Source organism: Capnocytophaga cynodegmi, from assembly GCF_002302475.1.
Classification (GTDB): domain Bacteria; phylum Bacteroidota; class Bacteroidia; order Flavobacteriales; family Flavobacteriaceae; genus Capnocytophaga; species Capnocytophaga cynodegmi.
In genome coordinates, this window is sequence record NZ_CP022378.1 from 2,123,418 (window position 1) to 2,148,859 (window position 25,442).

Annotated in this window: 12 protein-coding genes; 3 read left to right on the top strand and 9 right to left on the bottom strand. The window is 34.4% G+C overall.

Annotation, left to right across the window (positions count from 1 at the left end):
- Window positions 1-2: 2 nt before the first annotated feature.
- Both CGC48_RS09485 and CGC48_RS09490 read left to right on the top strand, forming a co-directional pair.
- Window positions 3-1,691 carry a GTPase gene (locus CGC48_RS09485; RefSeq protein WP_098029372.1) on the top strand — a complete coding sequence of 563 codons (1,689 nt, stop codon included), beginning with the start codon at window positions 3-5 and terminating at the stop codon, window positions 1,689-1,691.
- Window positions 1,692-1,695: 4 nt separating this feature from the next.
- Complete coding sequence (locus CGC48_RS09490) at window positions 1,696-2,331, top strand: hypothetical protein (protein WP_098029373.1); 636 nt, start codon at window positions 1,696-1,698, stop codon at window positions 2,329-2,331.
- A gap of 59 nt (window positions 2,332-2,390) precedes the next feature.
- On the opposite strand, the gene CGC48_RS09495 is transcribed toward CGC48_RS09490, so the two are convergent.
- From CGC48_RS09495 to CGC48_RS09535, 9 genes are all read right to left on the bottom strand, one after another.
- On the bottom strand, window positions 2,391-4,343 hold the full coding sequence (locus tag CGC48_RS09495; protein ID WP_098029374.1) for a SusD/RagB family nutrient-binding outer membrane lipoprotein: 1,953 nt from the start codon (window positions 4,341-4,343) through the stop codon (window positions 2,391-2,393).
- Between the two features lie 18 nt (window positions 4,344-4,361).
- A complete protein-coding gene (locus CGC48_RS09500) occupies window positions 4,362-7,475 on the bottom strand; it encodes a SusC/RagA family TonB-linked outer membrane protein (protein ID WP_098029375.1) in 3,114 nt (1,037 codons plus the stop codon).
- Between the two features lie 299 nt (window positions 7,476-7,774).
- Window positions 7,775-9,349 (bottom strand): M81 family metallopeptidase, encoded by a 1,575-nt coding sequence (locus CGC48_RS09505; RefSeq protein ID WP_098029376.1) that lies wholly within the window; start codon window positions 9,347-9,349, stop codon window positions 7,775-7,777.
- Window positions 9,350-9,929: 580 nt separating this feature from the next.
- Window positions 9,930-11,327 carry a BT_3987 domain-containing protein gene (locus CGC48_RS09510; RefSeq protein WP_098029377.1) on the bottom strand — a complete coding sequence of 466 codons (1,398 nt, stop codon included), beginning with the start codon at window positions 11,325-11,327 and terminating at the stop codon, window positions 9,930-9,932.
- A gap of 258 nt (window positions 11,328-11,585) precedes the next feature.
- Window positions 11,586-13,019, bottom strand: coding sequence for a BT_3987 domain-containing protein (locus tag CGC48_RS09515; protein WP_098029378.1), 1,434 nt, complete (start codon window positions 13,017-13,019; stop codon window positions 11,586-11,588).
- Window positions 13,020-13,031: 12 nt separating this feature from the next.
- Window positions 13,032-14,249: a DUF1735 and LamG domain-containing protein gene (locus CGC48_RS09520; protein ID WP_098029379.1), complete on the bottom strand. Its 1,218-nt coding sequence runs from the start codon at window positions 14,247-14,249 to the stop codon at window positions 13,032-13,034.
- Between the two features lie 12 nt (window positions 14,250-14,261).
- On the bottom strand, window positions 14,262-15,656 hold the full coding sequence (locus CGC48_RS09525; protein WP_098029819.1) for a glycoside hydrolase family 18: 1,395 nt from the start codon (window positions 15,654-15,656) through the stop codon (window positions 14,262-14,264).
- A 5-nt stretch (window positions 15,657-15,661) separates the two neighbouring features.
- Complete coding sequence (locus CGC48_RS09530) at window positions 15,662-17,335, bottom strand: SusD/RagB family nutrient-binding outer membrane lipoprotein (protein ID WP_232780493.1); 1,674 nt, start codon at window positions 17,333-17,335, stop codon at window positions 15,662-15,664.
- 19 nt (window positions 17,336-17,354) lie between these two features.
- Window positions 17,355-20,462, bottom strand: a complete 3,108-nt coding sequence (locus CGC48_RS09535) for a SusC/RagA family TonB-linked outer membrane protein (protein WP_232780494.1) — start codon at window positions 20,460-20,462, stop codon at window positions 17,355-17,357.
- 570 nt (window positions 20,463-21,032) lie between these two features.
- Here CGC48_RS09535 and CGC48_RS09540 point away from each other — a divergent pair.
- Window positions 21,033-25,382 (top strand): translocation/assembly module TamB domain-containing protein, encoded by a 4,350-nt coding sequence (locus CGC48_RS09540; RefSeq protein WP_098029821.1) that lies wholly within the window; start codon window positions 21,033-21,035, stop codon window positions 25,380-25,382.
- The last annotated feature ends 60 nt before the right edge of the window (window positions 25,383-25,442 follow it).

The window sequence follows — 25,442 nt, forward strand, 5'->3', positions numbered from 1 at the left end:
GTATGATGAATAAGAAAATAGAAATAGCTGAACTTAGTAACAGATTACAAGATTTAATTAATAAAACTTATAAAATCTTAGACGACACCAATAGTCAAGAGTTAAAAGAAAGATTGAAAACAGAGATTGCCGAGTTAAATAATAGGACAGATTTAAGGGTTGCTTTCGTGGGGCAATATAGCTCAGGTAAATCAACTATAATTTCAGCAATAACAGGTAATAGGGATATTAAAATTGATGCCAATGTTGCAACTGATAAAGTTTCGGAATATCGTTGGAATAATATAGTTCTGCTTGATACGCCAGGTATACTGGCAGGAAAGGTGGAGCATCACGATGAAGGAACAAAAGAGGCGCTTAAGAAATCAGATTTGATAGTTTATGTTATTACCAGTCAGTTGTTTGATGATATAATATTTGAAAACTTCATAGATTTGGCATACAATCAAGCCCTAAAAGATAAGATGCTTATTGCTGTGAATAAAATGTCAATGGAGAAAGGAGGGTTTGCCGAGTTAGAACAAAACTATACAAGCTCTATAAAATCAATCTTTAAGGAACGAGGGTATGATTTTGATTTTGACATTGTATTTATTGATGCAGCTGATTACATAGAAGGGATAGAGGACAATGATGATGAGTTTGTTGAATTAAGTAATTTCAATAAATTTATTTATACGCTCAATAAGTTTGTTAATAAAAAGGGACTGATAAAAAAACAATTTGATTCTCCCATAAGGCTACTAAAAAGTAGTATTGCAGATGTTGCATTATCTAATTTTGACCCTAACTTACAGATATTGTTGGAACAAGGGGTAAGAAGAATTAAAACGAGTAAAAAAAATATAGAAAGGAAAGTCGATTTGCTTATTTCTGAATTTGAACAAGAAGTTAAAAACAGAGGATATGAACTTTCTGACCATGTGGAAGAATCAGATGAGGAAACTTTTAAAAGAGAACAAGAAGGCTATGAGAGGTTTGTTAGTGAGAAAATAAATGAAGTTTCTGACAAGATTGAAAAACTGATTAAAGAAGAGGAAGAGGAATTGATACGCGAGTTGGAAAATTTTGAGAACAAAGAGGCGGTATTAGAATATCAGAAATCAATAGACGTAAAATTAAATGTTCCCAATCTTAGTATTAGTCAAAAAAATAGTTTAGAAAAACAAAAAAAAATTATTAATTTTTTACAGAAAGGAAGTGGTGAAATTGTCAAACAATCTGTAGGAAATACAGCACTTAATGGACTTAGGGCAACGAGTGGTAGTAATTTGCATAAGGGAGTTTATCAAGTAGGAAAATTCTTTGGTCATAAATTTAAGCCTTGGGGAGCGGTTAAAATGGCTGGGCAAATAGGAAAGTGGGCTAAAGTGGGAGGAGTAGCACTATCCGTTGTAGGTATAGGAATGGATATTTGGCAGAAAAATAAAGAAGATAAACAGCGTAAGGAAATTGATATTGCTAAAAACAAATTTAATAACGAAATAAGGAGTTTCGTTGGTGATATGGTAAAAGAATTAAAGGAAAGGTTGAGTGAATATTTACGGAATAGCTACGATACAAAAATGTCTGAATTAGATAAACAAAAAATAGAAATTATCAATTTAGAAAATGAAAATAAACAATTTTCTGAAGCTATTAGTAAGTTAGATACTGAGTATATAGATTTTATAGAAATTATCAATAAATAGACAAATGAATATTCTCTCCCTTCACCCTGAGCTTTCGCCTTTTATAGGTAAGCACTATCGTAATGCTCCTTGCAAAGTGTTGTTTGTGGGGGAAAGTCATTATTTACCAAGTGCGTATGATAACCGTATTGGGGCAGAGTGGTACTCACAAAGCACAGCAAGTTATGGTTTTACGCCAGAGGCTTTAGCATATTTAAACACGGCACAAATCATCTGTAATGATGTTATTGCCAGTGATTTTAAAAACAAATCGCATAGTATTTATCGTAATATTGGCAATGTGTATGGCGAGGTATTTCGCAGAGGTGATTACCGAAGTGCGTTGGAGTTTGTGGCTTTTAGTAATTATTTTTTACGTCCGGCTGAGGTTTGTGGTGGGAGTATTGTAGTAAATGATTTAGATGCAAAGATTTCCTATCTGCACCTAACGGAATTGTATAAGCAGTTGCAACCCCAATGGATTATTTTTGTGAGTAAAAAGGCTTATGAAACTTTTTGTAATGTCTGTAAAGATACTTCTTTGTTTAACAAATCGGAAGTGCTTCCGCACCCGTCTTGTGCTTGGTGGAATACTCCGAGTGCTTCGTACGGTAATCTCAGTGGTAAAGAAAAATTAAAACAACTTCTCAAAAAAGTTTAATAAAAACAACCCCATTAGTTTCGAACTAATGGGGTTGTTTTTATTCAAAAGATAAAAGATTATTTTTTCTGCCAAATGAGTGGTGTTTCTGGTTTGTCTTCCCCACCGAGCAATTGCAAAGCTTGTTTGTATCCCGCTGGATTTTTTGTTTTTAGATTGATAGGATAACGCACTCTACGATATACATTTTTGATATCCGCTTTTGTGGCATCGGTATAGAAGGGCATAAAAGGTAATAATCCTTCTAAAAACGGATTTTCAAAGAAGGGTAATCCTGTCCTGCGGTAATCGTTGGTAACTTCGAAAGGTTGCCACGGATTCTGAGCTATGTACTTTTGAGTCATAATTTTTGAAAGCACATCATTGTTGGTAGGATGTACCCCTTTTGGATAATTGTAAGTTATGGTTTCCTCAGCTTTTGATGAATGAATTTTACGCTTTAGTTGAGTGCTACTAATTTCAGTAGTATGATCAAACTTAGCTGAAGTTCCTATACGATTGTAACTTTCACTTTGTAAATATTCATCTGCGTAAAGTCCTATTTTATGATATTCAAAACTTGTTTTTACGCCTAATTCATACCATTCTTTTGCGGTTTTGCCTGTTTGCCAACCATAATGGGCAGCTTCAGCAAGAAGGAAATAAGTTTCCCAAGCTCCGAAATATACACGTCTGAGATTTCCACCTCTGTATTGTTTGCTAATAGCAGGTAATCGTCCTAAAGCAATGCGAAAACTTCGGATAACATCACCTTTTCCTGTCAAATCACCACAAGTAAATGAAGAGAAAGTATATTTGGTGCTAATTTTGTTTCCCGAACCACTTGGAACTTCAATTTCTTGATAATTTTTTCCTTCTTGTTCAGCATCTTTGTCTCGTTTTTCGTAGAAATTTACCAAACCATCGTGATGCCCAGGTATGTGATAATTTACCAAAATACGTGGGTCAATTTCAGAAGGAATATAATCGTACAAATATCCAGCAGATTCTATATTTGTTTTGGTAGGAAGTACCTCTGGCATATATAATCCTAAATATTCGTTAGGTGAACGTAAATGATTATTGAGAGCCTCATCGGGCAGTCCGTAAGCTGATGTGCCAGGGTGTTTTGCCATTTCACGAATAGAAATGCCACCTAGTCCAAAACCAATGTTAGTAAGTGTTGAGGTGATTTCCATTCCGATGTAACTCAGTGCAAAAATAGAACCGGCAGGATTTTCTAAGTCAGCAATATCAGATTGAGCTACGGAAGCGTTATCAATATTTTCTGAAATAAATCCGCTAACGTCGCCCACCTCTCGTATGATATTTTCAAAACGAGTTTTGCCTACATCGCCCACATTTGAAAAACGCATTGCACAACGTAAACGCAAGGAGTTAGCATATTTTTTCCACGCTTTGATGTCTCCTGCATAAAAAGCATCGAATGCATCATTTTTGATAGTTGCATTTTCATCAAATTTACTTACAGCTAATTTGAGTTCATCTTCAATATAACTATAAATTTCCTCAACACTATTGTATTCTGCGACCCTGCCTTTGAATCCATTTTTAGCAGGATATGGACCAAACATATCAGCAGCTTCCGAAAATAAGTAAGCACGATACACACGAGCCATTTGGACGTAATTATTCGTTGCAGCAGAAGCATTCACTCCTGAAGCAATACGTTCTTCACCAATTTCAATGGCTTGACTGGCATTGTAAATCCACTGAGCTAATGATCCCCAATAATCAGTCATATAGTTGTTTTGGTCTTGCAATACCTGTGGTCCGTGAATAGGTCGATAGGTGTAACGAGCCCCCCATAACCACGTACGATGAAAAAGAATATCCCGATTCCACCAACTGAGCTGAGCATCAGCAACAGAAGCGTTAAAAAGTCCTTCTACTAAAACTGAGTTTCGGTCAGCAGCATTATGGTCTTTGTTTATATCTTCAAAATCTGAGCAAGATTGCCAGAACAAAGCAATGGATACTATGATTGTTATTTTTGAAATTATTTTTTTCATAACCTTACTATTTGAATTTTAAAGTCCGATAGTGATATTAAAAGTAAATGACCTTGTTGTAGGTGGAGCTCCAAACTCTAAGGCTGTTACGTTTGTTCCTGTTCCTGAAACTGATTCGGGGTCGATTCCAGGTATATCTGTGTGGATAAGCCAAAGATTATTAGCTGTAAAAGAACATTTCAAACTTTGGATGTGCATTCTTTCCAAATGTTTTTTATTGATGTTATATCCTAAAGTTAATGTTCTCAATCGCACAGAGGTAGCATCGTAAATATTAGCTTCGGTAATTCCAATATTATTTTGAGCTAAGGCACCCCAATATCTTTGAGGAGTTACTTCTTTTGTGTTTACATCGTATCCTCCTGAGGCATTTGCAATAACTCCTTCAACAACAAAAGGTTCTCGGGCTCCTCCTGGAGCTGTCTCGGCAGCCATTCCGTAACCTGTAAGTAAGTTTCTGGTCATTGAAAATATTTTTCCACCTACACGAGCATCAACAAGAAAATCAAGATTAAAGCCCTTCCAAGAGAAACTATTACTAACCCCCAGCATAAAATCAGGTTGTTGGTGTCCGAGGTAGTGTAAAGCCACTTGGTCACGTTGTGGAAGTCCTTCACTATTGAGAATCATTTTTCCGTGATGAGGACTATTTACATCATTCACTCTTCGGATTTTTGAACCATAAATAGCTCCGTATTCTTTGTCTTTTTCGGCAAGAACAGTGATTTCATCAACTGTTAGAAGATCATAAGAGTTTACGTCAGTATAAAGGTCAATAATTTTATTTTTGTTTTTGGAGAAATTTACCGAAGTATCCCAATTTAATCCTTTTGGGTTGTTGAGTATTCCTACTCCTAAAGAAACTTCAACTCCTTTATTTTCAATATTTCCAGCATTGATAATTCTAAATTTATATCCACTTGTTTCATCCATTGGTAAGCGTAATAATTGCCGAGTGGAATTGGTTTGATACACAGCAGCATCAAGTTTTAAGCGATTGTTAAAGAAACGCAAATCAATACCAGCCTCGTATGATTTTACCAATTCACTTCTAACGGAACTATCATAGAGTATTTCTTTTGTTGAAATTGTGGGCGTTCCCCAGAAATCTTTACTCACAGAATAGCTGTTATAAAGCATATGTGGCTCTAAATCATTTCCAACTTCAGCATATGAGGCTCTTAATTTGGCAAAAGTAATCCACTCAGGTAGAGATAATAATTCAGAAAAAACGCCTGAAAAGCTAACAGAAGGGTAGAAGTATGAACGATTTTCAACGCTCATCGTTGAAGACCAGTCATTGCGGAAAGTAGCGTCAAGGTAAAGACTATTTTTCCACCCAATTTGAGCAGAGCCATAGAGTGAATTCATTTTTCGTTCAGTAAGAAGCGAATTGACTACTGGTTTTTCCTTACCATTATTTAATGAAAATATGTTTGGAAGAAGTAAATCACCTGAAGAGGCACTCATTTCTGACGTTTGTTGTGACATCAAGTTTCCTCCAAATGTAAGGCTTCCGCTGAGGTCTTTAAGCAAATCATTTTTCTGTGCAATGAACAAAAAGCTAAGGTTTTTCTCGATAAATTCTTTAGAACCTTCGGAATAGAATCCATTTTTTGGGACGGACAGACTTCCTGAATGCTTACGATGGAACATTTTAGTATTGTAGTAATCCATTCCTCCTTTAACTTCTCCTTTTAACCAATTAGTAAACTCGTAACTCAATGAAGCAAAACTTATATAGCGGTTACGAACATCATTATTTCTGTTATATTTTAATGTCCACCAAGGATTATCATCAGGTAGAGTTTGAGTGTCGTACCATACTTGTTTTTCGTTCACTATAGGCGGGTTAAACTCTCGAATATCAAGTGTTTGAGGGAAGATATTAAGAGTTTTGTACACGTTTGATTGGTTCAACCCTTGTATAGGACGATTATTTGCAACAGTATTCACATAATTGATTTTAAAATCAAGTTTCCATCGGTCGCTTTTACCTAAGTTGGTAGAGGTACGCAAAGTTGCTGAAGTTCTGTTAAGTTCAGTTTCAGGTACAATGCTGCTGTTATCCATATAGTTAAGTGATGCATAGACGGATGTCTTTTCAATTTGCTGTTGGAACGTAATTGCTTGTGTGGAAGTGATTCCAGTACGGAAGAAATTCCCAATATTATCGTAGGTATCCAACTTAACTTGTTTATTATCCCAATTAGTTACGATTTGCCCTTCAATTTTAGGTCCCCAATTAAGTGTAGTTTTTGGGTCGTAAATTTCGTCTCTTCCCTGAGCAAAACTATTTTGTAACTTAGGTCTGACAAAAATATCTTCTGTGGCGATGGTGCTTGAAATTGTGATACCTAAGCCTTGTTGTTGTTTGCCTGATTTGGTGGTTATTAGAATAACTCCATTTCCTGCACGTGAACCATAGAGTGCCGCAGCCGAAGCTCCTTTTAGTACAGAAACAGATTCAATGTCTTCAGGATTAATGTCTTGTAGTCCATTTCCCATATCCATTCCTGAGTTACCCCAAATATCAGCAGCTCCACTTGCCTTATTATCTATGGGTACACCATCAATAACTACTAATGGTTGGTTATCCCCCGTGAGGGAATTTTGCCCCCTTAGAATGATTTTAGAAGAACCTGCCATACCTCCTGCACCTTTTACTATCTGTAAACCAGAAACTTTACCCGAAAGAGCGTTGGTAACATTCGCATCACGTGATTCAAGCAATTTTGAACCATCAACCTCTTGTAAAGCATATCCCAAAGCTTTTTCACTTCGTTTAATTCCTAAAGCTGTAACTACAACTTCTCCCAATTGCTGAGTGTCTTCTTTTAGTACAATATTCATTGTTAGTGAATTACTGCTACTTTTGACAACCTTTTCTTGGGTAGAAAAACCGATGTAACTAAACACAAGAACATCGCCCTGCTTTGCCTGAATGGAATACTTACCATCAAAATCAGTTGTTACGCCTTGAGTTGTGTTTTTAATCATAATCCCAACTCCTGACAACGGAATTCCTGCTTCGTCGGTAACAGTACCCATAACTGTACGCGTTTGTGCAAGTAGCGGATGTGTGAAAACTCCCATAACAAGTACAAACATCATTAAAAGCTTTCTTTTCATACTGTTCTAAATTTGGTTAATAATAACAAATAAACTTTGTCGAAAATAAAAAAAATTATGTTAATAGAAAAGAAATTTAACTTTTTTAAAGTTTTATAAATATAACAAATTGCAACTATTTAGTTATATTTAATTTGTAATGTATTTTAAATCAAATGTTTGATTATTCTGTTGTTTAATGAGAATGATTTTTGTTATTTAAAACATTATCATTTTTTTAGCATATTATTTAACAAAAAATTCGGATAAGAAATTTTCTTACCCGAATTTCATCTTTAGAAAGTGAATTGTAATATTTTTTACAGTTTTGTCTTCGCAGGATCGGTGGCTAGAGGAACAAAACGAGCTTTTAGATTAGGCTCTGGCATATCAGCATCGAGTGGGTATATTGGACGTTGAACGTTTTTATAAGGCAAACGCAGTAAATCTTGATCAACGCCTCCTGGTGTAAGAGCCATTACCCAACCTTTACGCATATTGTAAAGCTCAGGAACTAAATAACCAATTTTTACAACTAAAATATCTGTTTCTCTCGGATTTAAACCTAACTCTGTGAAGTATCTTTCAAAATGAAAAGCTTTTCTTTTTTCTGTAACGATTACAGAAATATTTCCGCTTTTAACTACTACAATGGTATTATCTTTTTCATCTTTTTTAATTGCGGTAATTGTACCCGTAATGCGAACAGGTGGTGCGTAGCGACTATCAACTCTTGCTCCAGCTGTAGCATCAATTTTTCCGCCAACACCAATGTTCACAGCTTGTTTTACGAATTCAGCATCAGGAATAGAAGCATAAATAAGATTTTTCCCCTTTTCAGTTTTAAATTCAGGACGTTTTAAAAGTTCAGTTAATGTCCAAGTAACATCACCCGCTCCTCCAGCGGTAGGGTTATCGCCCATATCACTTATAATGAATGGCTTTTCAGTACTAGCTAGTGCTTGAGAGATGCATTCGGGTAGGTAGGCTGTTGGGGCTACAAACTCAAAATCCTCACGGACGTTCCAGAAATGTTGGGCTAAGGTTTCGGCAGCCTTGGCGACGGCTTCTTTGTCATCTCCGTATGTCATAACTACTCCGTGATTACGAGGTTCATCAGCCCAAGGGTAAGACATCCAGATTGAAGCATCTATTACTTTATCACCATCAATAAGATTTGGGATTTGACCATACAAACTCTTAGCAGGTTCAATACGTGTACTTGTCTTTTCGCCTGGTAGTAAGATTGGTACTGGAATCCAAGCCTTATAAGCTGGTTTCCCTTTACCGCTTTCCAGCCTATCGAGAAGATTCGTTAAAGCTCGTTTTTTTGAAATCATAGCATCTTCGTGTGGAGCGAGTCGATAACAGGTTATCATATCGATATTTTGTGCCAATCGAGGAGAAACACTTCCGTGTAGGTCCATACACGATGATACAAGTACATCATTGCCAATTACTTCTCGAATGCGAACTATTAAATCTCCTTCGGGGTCTTCTAATCCTTGTACACTCATTGCTCCGTGGATGTCAAAAAATAAGCCGTCGATAGGGAGAGCTTCTTTGAGCATTTCAAGGGTTTTTGCGACCATTTTTTCGTAAGTTTCACGTTCAACAATACCTCCAGGCATAGCGTGTGAACGCAGAGTAGGTAACCACTTAGCACGTTGTACAACACCTGAATCAGGAACGAAAAAATTATAATATGAGAAAATGCTATCACCAATACGCAAAGGAAAGGCGTCTTCTCGAGAAACTGCTGGAGAAAAAGTACTTGATTCAATGGCAATACCTGCTATAGCAACGCGTGGAAGCTCTTTTTTAGCTTCTTTTTTGTTACAACTCGTAAGAGTTATCAATCCTAAAGATAGGAAAATAAAGGCTATATTTTTCATAGAAAAAAGAAGTTTGGTTTAACATTACAAAGGTAGTTAATTTATGTGAAAAGTAAATATATTTGCTTAATTAATGTAAATTTTTTCGTATAAAAAAATAACTTTTTTGTAATTTATTGATAAATAGGAGTTTATTTTTTTAGAAAGTGATTTTTTCAACGACTATTGCTTGTTGTAACAGTATTAGGAAGAAAATATTGAATTGGAGTTATTTAAACTCAACTTACTAGTTTAGTTTTTACAAGATTTTAAGGTTTTAGCCTTGTTATTCTAGCTCAAATAAAGTTTTTGGTAGTTTCAAAATAGTGGTTCTTTGAAATAAAAAGAGTTCTAAAAGGGAAAGGGGGTAGTTTTTTTAAAGCATACATCTTAAACTTCCTTCAAAATTTAATTTCTTTATTTGTAACTATCTTATTATGAGTAGTTTTGTAGTTTTTTAAGTCATACATCAGGTATATCCAGCCTATAGTTTTTCAAAAAAAACGTAGTAATATTAAAATCTCACCTGTAGAAGCAAAATATGTTAATAGTTTATTTCTATAGGTGAGATTTTTTCATAAATATTTTTTTTCTATTTTTTCTACTCTCCGTAGAACTCTATTTCGTAGATTCTAAAATAAGATTTTTGTCCTCCTCTTGTAAAGCCATGCAGTGTAAGATTTGATAGAGAAACAGCACTTTTAAATGTAATCACATACCAATTATCAGTAGAGCTAAAGGTAGCTGTTCCCATACGTTCACGTCCCACGTTTATAACTATTTTATCAGTAGGAGTAGATGGATCCATTTTGAGACGAATTGTTTTTACTTTTTTGTTTGCCACAAAGTTAAATCTTAGTTCTTCATCTCCACCCCACATAACATTATCATTTGAGAAACTGCCAAAAGTATTTTCATTTCCATCTGACATTTTTTCAAAACCTTCTCTATTACCTACGTTTAAGTAGCTGCCAAAAGGTCCAGAAATACCACTAATTTTCGTGCCAGAAGGAATTTCCATTGAATTAGAGCCTACTAAAAAATCTTTAGGATATACTATTTCTGGATAGAGGCGTATGCTTGTTTTTAAGCCTGTAGGGTATTCCTTGCCATCTGCACCATAAATGACTACTTTAAGAGGTAAAACAGTTCTTCTTGTTATGCTATTGGCATTTTGTAGTTCAAAAGAAATTTCAGCTTCCGTTAAATCTTTGAAAGTTACTTTTTCAATCGTTCCTTCTATGCCTTCGGGTGCAATTATTGCACCTTCGTCACGTACCAAACCTAGCGAAATGTCTTGAGGAATGCCCTTGTCAGACGTGATTGTAAAACTTACATTTGGATTTTGAAAAGAAGCCTCTCCCGTAACAGCGTCTATATTAACAGTTTTATTAATATGAGGATGATTAATTTTTAATGTTATTTCTTTAGGGAAAATCTTTACTACGAAAAATTCGCTACCTTTAAGAATTTTAACACTATCATCACCTATTATTTTTAATGAAAAAGGCAGTATTACCTGTTTATCAAAATCGCTTCTGTTTTGTGTTAAAAGCTCGAAATTAGCGGTTTTACTTCCTGGAGTAACTGTTACCTCAGCTTGTGTAAGAGATACTAAATCCTCTGTTCCTAGTTCATAATCAGGGTATTGTTCTTTAAGAGATTCGTATAATGTAGGGTCATATACTAAAGAGGCTTTCAGCTCTTTCTCAACCTTATTTGTAAAGTTCAAAATAGCACTTACCCTGTTCTCATTAGAAATTGTTAGTGTTGAAAGAGAAAACATAGGAAAGTCCGTCTCTGACTTATGAAAATATACTTGCTGTTCACGTGGATCATATCCAATACGATTACGGATATCGTCCTCAATTATTTTTTTATCAATCTCCCAAGCAGTGCTATTGTTCTTTTCAACTGTAATTTCATCTTTATTACAAGAATTAAAGAAACCCACACACAAAAGAGATAAAACTGTAGTTCTTAAAATATGTGTCTTCATTGTAAATTGTTTTAGGTCGTACGATTTCTTCGTCTGACAATTTTATGATATTTGATATATTCAACCCTTACCAAAGCAACCCTTTTGTGATTAAGTAAAAACTTTACTATACAGATAAGCTCTTTTGATAGGTTGTTGCGAAATCTAAAAGAAAATGTTTCGCTTATCTAACAATTTGAATGATAATAATCCTGCTATATAAGCGAAACATTTTTCTTTCATAAAGATTAATAAGTTTTACTCATTATATCTGTTATTCTACTCCTCGTAGAAGTCAACTTCGTAAATTTCAAACCAAGCAAGCATTCCACCCCTAGTATTTGAGGTAAAATTATTAAAATATAGATGTTTGACTGGTATTGCTTCTCTAAAAGTAATTGTATAAAACTCTCCTTGTTCAGTAAAATCCGCCCAACCTTGTTCTTTTAAATCATACCCATCTTCATCTTGTGCTCCATATATGTAACACCTTGTCATACCGTGGGTGGCTTTCATTTTAAAACGAACAGACTTGATATTTTTTACAGAATTAAAGATGAAAGTAAGATATTGATCAGGTCCTCCTTTGAAATAAGTTGTTTCATTATAATCTCCGTCCAACATTCTTTCATCGTTACCAGTATCTGTATCATCGTAGTAAGAAAAAGCAATGTTTGACTTATCCTTTATCAACTTGCCAAGAGGATGTTCATTATGAGAACCTTGTGAATTTTCCTCATTTTGCACTAACCCTTTTCTTTTCACTCCAATACGAACAGATACTTTGTTATTGTCTAACTCATAAGATTTACCATTACTATCGTATACTAACCACCTCAGAGGCAGTACGTAAGCTCCTAATTCAGGTTTCAACTTACTTATATCTAAATTAAAGTTTAGTGTCTGTTCACTTCCTGAAAAATCAACCTTAGGTAGTGTTCCTTCAATAGCTTTAGGTGCTAATACCTGACCATCAGGTAGATTCACACTATCATCGCGAACCAAACCTATTTTAACACCAGATAACATTCCCTTAGTACTACGAAAAGTAATCCCTACTTCTGCTGAATTAGCCGAAAGAGCACCATCCTTAAGGAATATAGTTTTCTCAAACTCTGTACTCACTGGTTTTAATTGAATTTGTTCAGGGAAAATTTTAACTACAAAATAATCCTTATTAGCAATCCCTTTAATATTTTCATTATTCATTTTTACTGAAAAAGGAATAACAAATTTTTTATCTAACTTATAGTTGTTGTCAATAGTAAGATCAAAAGTTGTAGATTCTGTACCTTTTGCAATTGTTTGAGTTGGTTGGAGAATTTTCACTAACGAGGCGTCTCCTAGTTCGAAACCTGAGTAATCTCCTTTTATCTTCTCATAAAGAGTCGCATCGTGATTAATAGTTACTTGTAAATCTTCTGAAATTTTTCCTCCAATTTTCTCAAAAACAACTTGATATGTGTTCTGACCGGTTAAAGGAATTTCACCCAAAGACAACATTGGTGCGTCAATTTCCGTTTCTTTAAAGCTAACATACTCAAAACGAGGATCGTATCCAATACGATTGCGAATATCGTCATCTATTATCTTTTTGTCAATTCCCCAATTAGTGCTGTTATTTTTTTCAACTACAATGTTGTCTTTACTACAGGAGCTTAGCACTCCTGTAATAAAAACTCCTAATATTATTTTTAAATAAAAACTTTTCATTTCAAATAGTTGTTAAGGTTCAATGACTAATCCTTCTGCAGGAAATTTAACATTCTCTGTCCATTTTACTTCCATTTTTTCAACATCCACATTTTTACCATGTCGACCAAATTTTACAATGTTTTTGTGTTTAGATAAATCTTTAAAACCATTTTTCTTATCAATTGGTAAGTAAACAAGTAATCCTTCACTATCTGAATTTACTGGTAGATAAAGTTTATCTTTAATTTCCGCTTCACTTAGTGCTCTATTCCAAAGTCTTACCTCTCTTATTCTAAAATCACGAGAATCAGCCAATGTTGAGTTTGCAACAGTTATTGTGGCTCCTTCTCCTTTTGATATTCTTAGTCCAGGTCTAGAAAATGTTTTTTTCAGTTCTCCGTTTACATATACTTTCAAGCTATTTGCTTTATAAACATATGATACTTGATACCAAACATTTAATTTTACGTCAAGTTTCACGTGAGTTGCCTCTCCATCTGCATCTAAATCTTTTACTTGAAAATGATCGGGATTTACGCGTGTATACCACCAATTTGACCCTGGTCCTCCTTTAAAATTTATCATTGATTGATTCCAAGAGTGTTGCATACTATTCCAATTTAAAAACATAAATTGTCCCTGAACAGTAAACTCATCTGTTGATTCAATCTCAGGATCTAATTCCACAGCAAAATTATGTCCCTTAACTATTTCTGCTACAGATGTTTTGTATGGTCTGTTAAAAGAAATAATAGCATCTTTATTAGACAGAATCTTTGCACTAGAAGACGAAATACGTAGTGGAATAGCATACCTAGTACTAACAGGATATACGCTATCATCCAAAGGCTTTACTTTTACGCCTATTCTTGAAGAGTAATCCCCGCCCTTTACAGATATACTCAAAGTACCATTATTGGATTTATTGCTAGGATTTCCAATTTCGTATAACTCATATTCAGAAGAGGGTAAGGCTTTATATTCTGTACCATTTTTCTTATTGTATTCAGAAAAGAAATCAATGGCTGATACAGAGATATTTACACTGTTTTCTGCTAATCTGGATAAGCGTACTTCTATAAAAGTTTCACCACTTTCAACAGCGTTAGAAATATTAATCAGTTGATTATCTTTTGTCATGTATACAGCAGTACTATGTTCTCCTGAAACAGTATCTAACTTTTCTTGACATCCAACAGTTCCTAAAAGTAGGATTGCAGTGGATACTTTAAAAAATAAATTTTTCATTTTGCATCAAAATTAAGGTGTTACAATATAAGGTTCCATTTCTTTATAATTTGCATAAGTTGGTCTGGGATCTGCTATTCGGATTGCTTCTCTCGTCCAAGCATAATGTAAATATTTACGAGAAATATTATTTTTTCTCAAATACTCTTTGAATTGCTCATTGTTATCATGAGCTATATCAAAGTCTGTTTGTCCGTGGTAAGCACCTAATCCCCAAACTTTCCCCGCTCTAACATCTTTTGCTTTTTGTTCTAAAACCTTATAGTTACCTGCCTGATAGTTAGCACTGGTTGAGTTATAGTGAGGTCCACCTAACATAGGAGGGTGGCTTCCTGATGTGTTTACACCATTTCTTGTATAATCTTGCATAAAGTGCTTATCAAAGTAAATAGCAAAAGGATTATCAGCTATCAAAAGTGGAATCTGAGAGTTGTGTCCAAATATAGAAGGTACTCCACAAGGAACATCTGCACAAAAGTAATATCTCTTTGTTAGGTAATCAGTAGGTAAAAAAGGTTTAAACTCATCTATAAACTCTTTTTCATTAGGGTGAAATCCTTTAGTTGTAGCATCAAACAATGCTTTCAAGTTAGCTTCTCTCTCTGCTTGAGTTTTCACGTGATGATTTGCTCCCACAGGTCCAAAGTACTTAGCCATTTCCTTTACGAAGTTAGCAATGTTTTCGTAGTTATTATCAGGAATCATCAAAGGAGTTCCTTCTTCACTTACACTTCCGTGATCACCACAAGTTTCCCAATCTACATCATATCCATCTATTCCTAAAGCAATAATATAGCGTGAAAGTTCACGTGCATATATTTGAGGCCATTGGCTATAATTTTCTTTGAAAGGATATTTTTCGCGAAAATAAGTATATCCGTTACTATCCTTATCTCCTTTTTTACCTGGTAAAGCAGTTCCTACGGTTGGTGTTTGCCAACACATAAGTATTTTGCTACCTTTTTTATGAAAAATCTCAAGGTCTTTTTTCATATTTTCGGTAATTTCGTTTGGACGTTTTCCTCCAAGTCCTCCCCAGAAAGAAATACAAGATACTGAGTCAGGTATAGATTGTAGCCAAGTTTTAGCTACCCCTTTTTGAGCAGTCCAAAAATTCCCCGAGAACCAAAAGTAAACCATAGGCTTTTGTCCCACTGCTTCACCTCCATTAAGCCAAGTTTTCTCTTTATACTCTCTGAGTTGAGCCCAATAAACTTCCAAAGCCTTTTTGTTTTCTTCGGTTCTTTCTGCTTCAGCAATCCACTTGAAACCATCTCGTTTTTCTTTTAAGTCACTAAGAGCGACCTCTTCAAATTCAGAAGCCTTTGATTCTGTTTCTGTCCACTCTTTATTGCAAGATGTAAAAGCGATAGAAGCGACAGCTAAAATAGTTATATACTTTTTCATACACATTATTTTTTAGATTTTTTGTCCCACCAAACATTCGTTGCAGCATCATCGTTTCCTCCTAACAAGGCTTTTGCTGCATTCACATTGTCACTATTCAAACGATACTCATTAAGAGGGAAAGGCAAGCGACGCATTCCTCCATCTGTTCCCGATGCGTTAATATCTTTTGCAGATACGTTTGAATTGTTTACAGGCACCTTGAACATGCGAGGATATCCTGTTCTTCTCCATTCAGTCCAAGCTTCTTGACCATCAGGGTATATTGCCAGATATTTTTGAGTAATAATTTGCTCTAACTTTTCTTCTTCTGAATAACTTTTATTCCATTTTTTGTCAACAGTACTTACAGCATCTGCGTTGTAACTATTATTTTTGGAATCTGTATAGTTTGCTGGAGTACCAGATGTAGAGGTGTACAAGTCCACAGGTAATTCATTTTCTTGGAAAGAAAGTGCAATTCCTTTGTTATAAAACTCTTCAGCATCCCCAGAAATAATTCCAAAAAGAGCAGCTTCTGCCAACAAGAATTGTACTTCCGATGCTTTCATCCAGTAAGTAGGAGTACTTTCCTGTATGTTAGGGTTAGAAAAGTCTTTGTAGCGGTTATCTGTAATTTTTGTAATTCCTGAACGTACTGCATAGTAATCTTCTTTGTTACTATCAACTCCTTTTTGGAAATATTTAGCAATACGAGGATCAGAGTACCCTTTCAAATAAGAATAAATGGTAGCTCCCATTTTTACTTCACCATATGTTTTCCATAATAACTCTACAGAGTTGAAGTAAATAAATTTGCCATTTGTTTGCAATTTAGCAATATCCTCTTTTCCTGCCAATAGGCCTCCCTGATTTTCATACGCCTTTTTGATATATTCTTGGGCTAAGGCCGCATCAGCATAACGAACACGCATTGCCAAACGCAACATCAAAGAGTTTCCTAATTTAATCCATTTAGCAGTGTTTCCTTGATAAACAGGGTCGTAATCTGCAATAATTTTCGAACCTCCTGAAGCAAAGTATTCATTCAATGTAGTTACCGCTTCATCTAATTCTTTTAAAAACGAACGATATACATCTTCTTGAGAATCATAAGGAACTGTTAATCTTCCTGCACCAATTTTGCTATAAGGAACTGGTCCAAACATATCTGTAGTTCTATGATATGCCATTATTTTAATGATTTGGGCAACAGAGAAAACACTCTGACTTGCTAAATCTTTCTTATGATATATCAATGACTTATCTTCTGCAATCTCTACATCGTGCATTGCGGCCTTAATCTCCATAAATGGATTAATTATTCTCTCCACCATTGTACTAAATGCATAGTTTGACCATCCATCTATAACATAGTAGTTTGTGTAATTTTTACTGTCATTCCAAGTACTATTTCCTGGAGAAAAATACCCAGACCAGTTGTCACCAGCCAAATTTAAAGCTACTTGATATCTGTTAGGTAAGTCAGTATCTTGCCCTGGACTACGAGTAGGAATTACATTTTGAATGAATCCTGGAAAAAGCCCACCTGAAGCTAATCCATCAAGTGTTTTTTGATGTCCGTCAGGTAGTAATTGATTTGTATTTACTTCTGCAAAATCCTTTGTACAAGAAGAAAGCAGAACCATTGACGATATAGATGATAGTAAAATTGTTCTATATCTATTTATATTTATCATTTTCATCTTCTTTATTTAATTAAAATTGCAATTTAACGCTAAATCCATATGTTTTCATACTTGGGATTTGGAAGAATTCAGTTGCTGCATACGTTCCTGTTCCACTTGTAAGTTGAGGATCGAAAGGAGCTTTATTGTAAATCATCCATAAGTTTGTTCCTGTTAATGAAAACGTTAATCTTTTTATTTTATCATTAAGGATTTTTCCATCTAATGAATAGCTTAAAGAAGCCTCTTGTAAGCGAACGTTTGTTGCATCATAAGTGTAATAACCTAATAAAGCTTCTTCTCCTCCAATACTTTCATAATATTTTTGTGCTGGGTATTTAACTCCATTTACAAGAACTCCCTCATTGTCTCTTGCATCACCAGAAGCTTTAGATACTCCAAAAGCATCTAACATTGGTTGAGTACCAGAAAGAACTACACCACCAAAGTTTCCGTTGAATAAGAAACTAAAGTCGAAGTTTTTGTAAGAAAAAGAGTTTCTCCAACCCATTGAAAAATCAGGAGTTGAGCGTCCTACTTTTATCTCTTGGGTTTTGTCAACTTCGTATTTGCCAGAATTGTTTTCGATTAGTCTTCCGTTAACGTCACGTAATAAAACTCCTGAAACGGTTACATCAGACATACTTCCTCCTTCTTTCAATAAGAATCCTCCTCTTCGTGTTTCTGTGAAATTCATCAACTCTCCAGTGAAAGGGTTTTTGTAATCACGTACTAACTCAATGATTTCATTCACGTTTCTAGTATAGGTAAGTGATGTATTCCAATTGAAATCTTTAACAATGTCTTTATTGAAGTTTACACCTAATTCAACTCCTCTATTTTCAACATTACCAGCTTGTAAGAAGAATTTAGTAAATCCTGAAGAAGCTGATAATTCTTGCTCGAAGAACTGATTATATGTATTAGATTTATAGAGAGTTAAATCAAATCCTAAAGCTCCTCCGAAGAATTTGGCATTCAACCCAGCCTCCAAAGAGCGTGTTCTTTCAGCTTTAAATTCAGGATAAGGATACGTTGAATTTGATTGTAATCCAGCAGCAGTTAACTGATAGGTAATAGTACCAGGAGTAAGACCTGTTCTACTGATAGGAGAACCTACTTCAGTATAAGAAGCACGTGCTTTCAAGTAAGTAATAAATTCAGGAAGTGAAACCATCTCTGAAATTACGCCTGAAAGACCTACTGAAGGATAGAAGAAAGAAGGCTCTACAGAATTTACCAACTGAGAAGACCAGTCATTACGTCCTGTTAATGATAGGTATAACATACCTTTATAGCCTAACTCCGCACTTGCAAAAATAGCAACGTTTTTATTTCTGTCATAAGTTTGCCCTTGACCTGGTTTAGAAGGGTCTAAGTTGTTGGCTGAGAATAAATTAGGAACATACAACAAAGGGCCTCCGATTGAAATTCCGTGGTTGTATCTGTCATTATAACTTGCTCCTAAGTTAGCTGTTAAATTGAAGTTTTCCCCAAAATTTCTGTTCGCATTCAAAATAACATCAGCATAAGTTTGGTCATATTTTAAACTTGAATTAGCATATCGTCCTTTTTCTGAAATAGCCAAAAGAGGAGTAGTACTTGCATATATTTTTTCCTCCAAAGTGTTTTCAGAATTATCAATACGAACGCGTCCAGAAATGTTTAACCAATCCAAAATGTCATATTTCAAACTAGCTGAGAACATATAACGTTTTCTATTAGATAGGAATAGCTCTCTGTTAACAATCCAGTAAGGATTTTCAGCAAAAAGACTTCCTATTTTATCGTTTTCGTCCGTGTAAGGATTTTTGTACTTCTCGTAAATTCCTCTTGATGGATTGTAACGCTCGTAAACTTCAAAATCTCTGTAATCCAAACTTCTAGGCATTAAGTAAAGAGCAAATAGAGGGTTGTAGTACCCACCACCATTTATCATATTACGATCACCTTGTCGGATATAATTCGCACTAATATCTAAATGCAACTTGTCGTTTAAGAAAGAAGAGGTATTTCTAGCACCCACATTGTAACGGTAGTATGCATTGTTAGGGACAATACCTGCTGCATCTGTTTGTGAAAGAGAAACAAAAGTTTGATTTTGTTTATTCCCTGTAGAAAGTGTAAATGAATTATTTATGTTAGTCCCTGTTCTAAAAAACTTCAAGGGGTCGTAACTAGAAGGTGTAGCTAACTTTTCTCCCCAGCTTGATGATGAACCAGAAGCACTTCCATAAGTAGTTTGAAATTCAGGAACAACACCTGTAGTCATAAATTCTACACCACTTGAAAGGTTAACTTCCATTTTACCATCTTTACCTTTTTTAGTGTTGATTAGGATGACACCATTAGCTGCTTCACTACCATAAAGTGCTGCCGCAGAAGGTCCTGTAAGTACGTTAATACTTTCGATATCATCTGGATTAATATCTGAGATACCTTCACCCCCTGTTGGTTTAGCGAATTTTCCATCACCACCTTTTCTTGATTGGAAGTTAAACATCGGCACACCATCAATTACATAAAGCACTCCATTGTTACCATCAAGTGATTTAGAACCTCGCATTACCACTTTGGTAGCACCACCAACACCAGATGCACTCCTTTGAATATTAACCCCAGCAACTTTACCATTCAAACTATTAACAAAGTTTGTTTCCTTAACTTTGGTTAAGTCATCGGATTTTATTTGCTGAACGTTGTAGCTCAAAGCTTTTTCTTGGCGTTTGATACCTAAGGCAGTTACCACGGTACCTTCTAATTCCATAACATCCTCTTGCAGAACAATTTTCAATCCTGATTGTGACTTACTTACTTTGATTGTTTGTTCTTTGAACCCAATGTATGAGAACAATAATTCTGTTTTGTCCTCAGGAACATTAACCTCAAAGTTACCATCAAAATCAGTAGCCACACCAATACTTGTTCCCTTTACTAAAACACTAACTCCTGGTAGAGGAACACCAGAAGCATCAGTTACGACACCGCTAACTTTTTTTGTTTGCTGTTGAACAAGAATGTCTGTTAAAGGAGCCTCAATTTTTTCAGAGGCAGAAACTGTCCAAAATCCTTGTGTGAGTAACGCAAGCAAAATCCATCGCGTACCAGTACGTCCAGATTTTCTTAACAAATTTACCATATCTACGTCTTTAAATTAATAATTTTATTCTTAAAATTTTAAGTTTTTCTTAATTGAATAAGCTTTTATAGTCTTTATTTTTTGTTTCCAAATGTTTTTTCTCGCTTTTTTTATTAAAAACCTAAAATAAGCGGACTACAAATGTACGACATATAAAATCAAAAAACAATTTATTTTTATATATTTTTTTACACATATTTAACGTGTGTTTAGTTATCAATAAGTTAAAGAAAATTTATATTAATGATTACGATTTGTTGCACTTTTCTTTTGTTATATTTTCTTTTGAATGATACAACAACGTGTATGATTTTACAATTTCAGACTTTTCAGTCACTTCATATTCAAGAAATTTTCTAACCATTTTTAAATGTATTTATATTGGGTTGTATTACTTTTGATTTTTTACTCTTAACCAATAGATTTGTAAATACTTATAAAAAAATTTGTCGCTGTTAAAGAATAAATCTAAATTTGCAATCTATAAGATTTAACACTTAAAGAAAAATTTTGATGCTTAGAATCAGAAGATTTGGTAGAATATTATTTCGGTTTGTATGGATTACGCTCCTGATTTTAGGAGTGGTTGCTTTGTTATTAACGTTACCTGTAACTCAAACGTTTATTGCCAAAAAGGTAGTGAATTGGCTCAACACGGACTATGATGTGGACATACAGATAGAGAAGATACATCTGAAAATAAATGGTAAAGTATCTATTAAAGAATTGTTAATCAATGATTTTAGAAAAGATACTTTGATTGCCGCAAAGGAGTTGGAAACGTCAATTTTGAATTTTAAACAACTCACAGAAGGAAATTTGTATTTTGGTAAACTTCAGGCTGATAGGCTGATTTTCAATATGAAAACTCACAAGGGAGATACAATATCAAATTTGGATGTATTTGTTTCCAAATTTGATTCAGATAAGCCCAGTACAGGAGGTTTTGTAATGAAAGCCAAGTCTATTAACTTGACCAATAGTAACTGTTATATTTCTGATGAAAATAAAGAGAATCCTTCTGTTGTAAGAGTTGAAAATATGAATATTAACTTGAAAGATTTCAAGATTTTAGATTCAGAAATATTTTTTGATGTTCAAAAGGCAAACTTCATATATGATAAAAATCTGTATGTTACTAATTTAGAAACAAATTTTGCTTTTACAGATTCACTTATGAGTGTTGAAAATTTAGTTTTTGAAACCGATAAATCATCACTTGAAGGGTATGTAAAGTTATTTCCCACCGAAGAAGGATTTGATGACTTTGAGAATAAGGTTCTTCTTGATGCTAAAATTTCAAAAGCAAGTTTGGAAACCACGGATTTGAATACCTTTTACAATGGGTTTGGGTTGGGTAAGTCATTGAATATAAAAAATTTATCAATAAAAGGTGTTTTAAATGATTTGAAAGTCTCTGAAGGAGAAATTGCTTATCAAAACACAATTGTTGAGGGTAATTTTGCTTTTAAAAATTTACTTGACGACAGAAAAAAAATCATCATAAGAGGAAAAGATGTTTATTTGGAAACCATTTACAATGATTTGGCTACGTTGATGCCTGTGTTGTTGGGGCAAAATATTCCGTCAGAGGTGCAGCGTTTGGAAATGTTTTCTGTTCACGGCGACCTTTTGTACACAACCTCGGCTTTGGAAGCAAATTTGGAATTACGTTCCAACAAAGGAAATGCTTCTGTTGATGGAATGCTCGAAAATTTGGAAGATATAAATAATATGGGATACAAAGGAACCATAGTAACACAAGGGCTTGATTTTGGTGCCTTACTTGCTGATCGTTCTTTTGGAAAATTAACAGCTCATATGACTGTGAAAGGAAGTGGGGTTGATTTGGCTTCTTTGAAAATGCAAGCATACGGAAAAGCAGAAACCTTCCAATTTAATGGGTATGAGTACAATAATATTTCAGTAGATGGAGAGTTTAAAAATAAAGTTTTTAACGGAAGAATTTCAGCCAATGATATAAATCTTAAAATGGATTTTAGTGGTTTGGCAGATTTTTCAAAAAATAATTCGAAGTTTGATTTTCAAGCTAATGTTGATGTAGCAGATTTGTATGCACTCAAGTTTATGGAGTCAGATTCAATTTCTAAACTCAAAGGAAGTATTGTTTTTGATATTCAAGGAAATAACTTAGACGATATTGTTGGAACCATAAGTTTCAAAAATGCACAATATACCAATTCTGCTGATGTGTTTTCGTTTAGTGATTTTGAGGTAACTTCCTCAATTTCAAAGGAAGGAATTAAGAAAATTACCATCAATTCACCTGATATAATCAGTGGTAAATTGGAAGGAAGATTTAAAATGGCAGAAGCTAAAAGAATTCTGCAAAATGCCTTAGGTAGTATTTATACGCATTATAATCCATATAAAATATCTGAAAACCAATATATTGATTTTAATTTTAATATATACAATAAGATAGTTGAGGTGTTTGTTCCTAAAGTTAAAATTGGGAAGAATACAACGCTGAAAGGGAAAATAGTCGCTGATGAAGGAAGTTTTAAAATGCAGCTAAAATCTCCTGATATTAATGCGTATGATTATCAAATTGATAACGTAAACTTGCAAATAGATAATAAAAATCCGCTTTACAATACTTTTTTTGAGGTAGAAAAAGTGGATTTAGGAATGTACACCATAAGTGATTTTAATTTAATTAACGCGACAATTAAGGATACGCTATTTTTCCGTACAGAATTTAAGGGAGGAGACACAGGAAAAGACGTTTACGAACTTAATTTCTATCATACACTTAACAAAAAACAAGAATCTATAATTGGTTTAAAAAAATCCTTATTTAACTTTAAGGAAAGTGCTTGGTTTATCAATCGGGATAATTCCAACAAGCAAAATAAAATTATAATCAATCGTACTGCTGATACTATCAAAATTGATAATTTCAGAATGGCTCACCGCAACCAACATATCAATTTGAGCGGAATAGTGACCAAAAATGATTATAAAAATATTCATATTGTAGCTAATAATGTTTCGTTAGAAAAAGTTACACCCGAAATGAAGGGATTAGATTTGAGGGGAACAATGCACGGACATTTATCATTAGTTCAAAAAGGTAAATTGTTCTATCCATCATCTGATTTGTTTATTCGTTATTTCCGTTTGAATGGATATGATTATGGTGATTTAGAGGCAAGTATCTTCGGAAATGATGATTTATCTTCTTTCGATGTTTCTGCTCATTTTGTCAATGGAAAAACGAGAGGTTTCCAAATGGGAGGCAAAATTAATCTTGACGGAAAAGAAGGAACATTGTTAGATTTGAAAGCTAATTTCCACGATTTTAATTTAGCTCCTTTTAATCCGTTTGCAGAAGGAATTTTATTTGATTTAAGAGGTTGGCTTTCAGGAGGAATTGATATAAAAGGGAAAATTGAAAATCCTAAAATGGACGGAGAGCTTTCAATTCAAAAAGGAGGAATGGGAATCACATATTTAAATTTGAATGCTGATTTTCAGGATAATGCTAAAATAAAAGTTAATAATCAAACTTTTGAACTCAGAAATTGGACTCTTACCGATACGGCTTTCAAAACTCAAGCTTTATTTGATGGTTCGATACGGCACAACAATCTGTCTGATTGGTTTTTTGATTTAACTTTAAAGTCATTAGGGAAGCGATTTTTAGTTTTAAATACGAAATACACCGATGACGCACTTTTCTACGGAACAGGATTTATACAAGGAGAAGCTACAGTTAAAGGAGCTATAGATGAGTTAGTTATATCAGTAGATGCTAAAACGGAGGAAGGAACAGCTTTCAAAATTCCGCTTGCCGATTCAGAAGGGGTAGGAGATGATTCCTTTATAACATTCATTGAAAAAGGAAATAAAAACATTAAGGTAGAACGCACTCTGGAATCGGTTAAAGGATTGGAACTTAAGTTCAATATGGACGTGATGCCTAATGCTGAAGTTGAAATTATTATGGATAAGAAAACAGGTAGTAATCTTGTTGGTCGTGGAGAGGGAACACTTCTTATTGAGATTAATACTAACGGAAAATTCAATATGTGGGGTGACTTTATCACGTATTCAGGGTACTATAATTTTAAGTATGAAAATATTATAGATAAAAGGTTTACGGTTCTTCCTGGTGGTTCTATTTCTTGGAGTGGCGACCCACTAAAGGCGACATTGCGTGATTTGAAAGCGGCTTACACTTTGAATGCCAATCCGTCAGTGTTGTTGGAATCATCACAATATAATCGAAAAATTCCTACACAGGTAGTTATTAAGCTTGAAGGAGAATTGTTGCAACCTGAAACATTATTTGACATTACATTTCCAGATAGCAACCCGAGCTTGGTTTCCGAATTGAATTATCGAATGGCAGACGAAGACCGAAAACGATTACAAGCTTTTTCGTTATTGGCCCAAGGCTCGTTTATGAGTGAGCGAAATACAGATAATCGTTTGGTGGCACATAATCTTTTTGAGACAGCTGCGGGGCTTTTCAATCAATTACTTTCAGATGAAGATAACAAACTAAATTTAGGGGTTTCATACGAGGCTGGAACGATAGATAGTGCTTCGGAAATAAATAATAGCGACCGTTTAGGGTTTACCTTTTCTACACAAATTACAGAATGGGCTTCTGTAAATGCTAAGGTGGGAATTCCTGTTGGGGGTGTAACTCGAACGGCTGTGGCAGGAAATGCAGAGGTTGTACTTCGTTTGACGGAAACAGGAAACCTCACAGCAAAATTCTTCTTCAGAGAGAATGAGTGGCAACAATATTTATTGGACAGAATAGGCTATACTCAAGGTGCAGGTATTACTTATTCAGTTGATTTTAGTACTTTTAAAGAATTGATGCATAAAGTTTTTGGCAAGGGAGGTAAAATTATAGAAGAGCCTTCAACCGAAAATAAATAGAAAAACAAAAAAGCTCAAAAATCATCAGATTTTTGAGCTTTTTTTAATGAGTAATATTCT

Coding starts and splice junctions, on each gene's coding strand:
- CGC48_RS09485 (WP_098029372.1), top strand. CDS start 3: ATGATGAATAAGAAAATAGAAATAGCTGAACTTAGTAACAGATTACAA.
- CGC48_RS09490 (WP_098029373.1), top strand. CDS start 1,696: ATGAATATTCTCTCCCTTCACCCTGAGCTTTCGCCTTTTATAGGTAAG.
- CGC48_RS09495 (WP_098029374.1), bottom strand. CDS start 4,343: ATGAAAAAAATAATTTCAAAAATAACAATCATAGTATCCATTGCTTTG.
- CGC48_RS09500 (WP_098029375.1), bottom strand. CDS start 7,475: ATGAAAAGAAAGCTTTTAATGATGTTTGTACTTGTTATGGGAGTTTTC.
- CGC48_RS09505 (WP_098029376.1), bottom strand. CDS start 9,349: ATGAAAAATATAGCCTTTATTTTCCTATCTTTAGGATTGATAACTCTT.
- CGC48_RS09510 (WP_098029377.1), bottom strand. CDS start 11,327: ATGAAGACACATATTTTAAGAACTACAGTTTTATCTCTTTTGTGTGTG.
- CGC48_RS09515 (WP_098029378.1), bottom strand. CDS start 13,019: ATGAAAAGTTTTTATTTAAAAATAATATTAGGAGTTTTTATTACAGGA.
- CGC48_RS09520 (WP_098029379.1), bottom strand. CDS start 14,249: ATGAAAAATTTATTTTTTAAAGTATCCACTGCAATCCTACTTTTAGGA.
- CGC48_RS09525 (WP_098029819.1), bottom strand. CDS start 15,656: ATGAAAAAGTATATAACTATTTTAGCTGTCGCTTCTATCGCTTTTACA.
- CGC48_RS09530 (WP_232780493.1), bottom strand. CDS start 17,335: ATGATAAATATAAATAGATATAGAACAATTTTACTATCATCTATATCG.
- CGC48_RS09535 (WP_232780494.1), bottom strand. CDS start 20,462: ATGGTAAATTTGTTAAGAAAATCTGGACGTACTGGTACGCGATGGATT.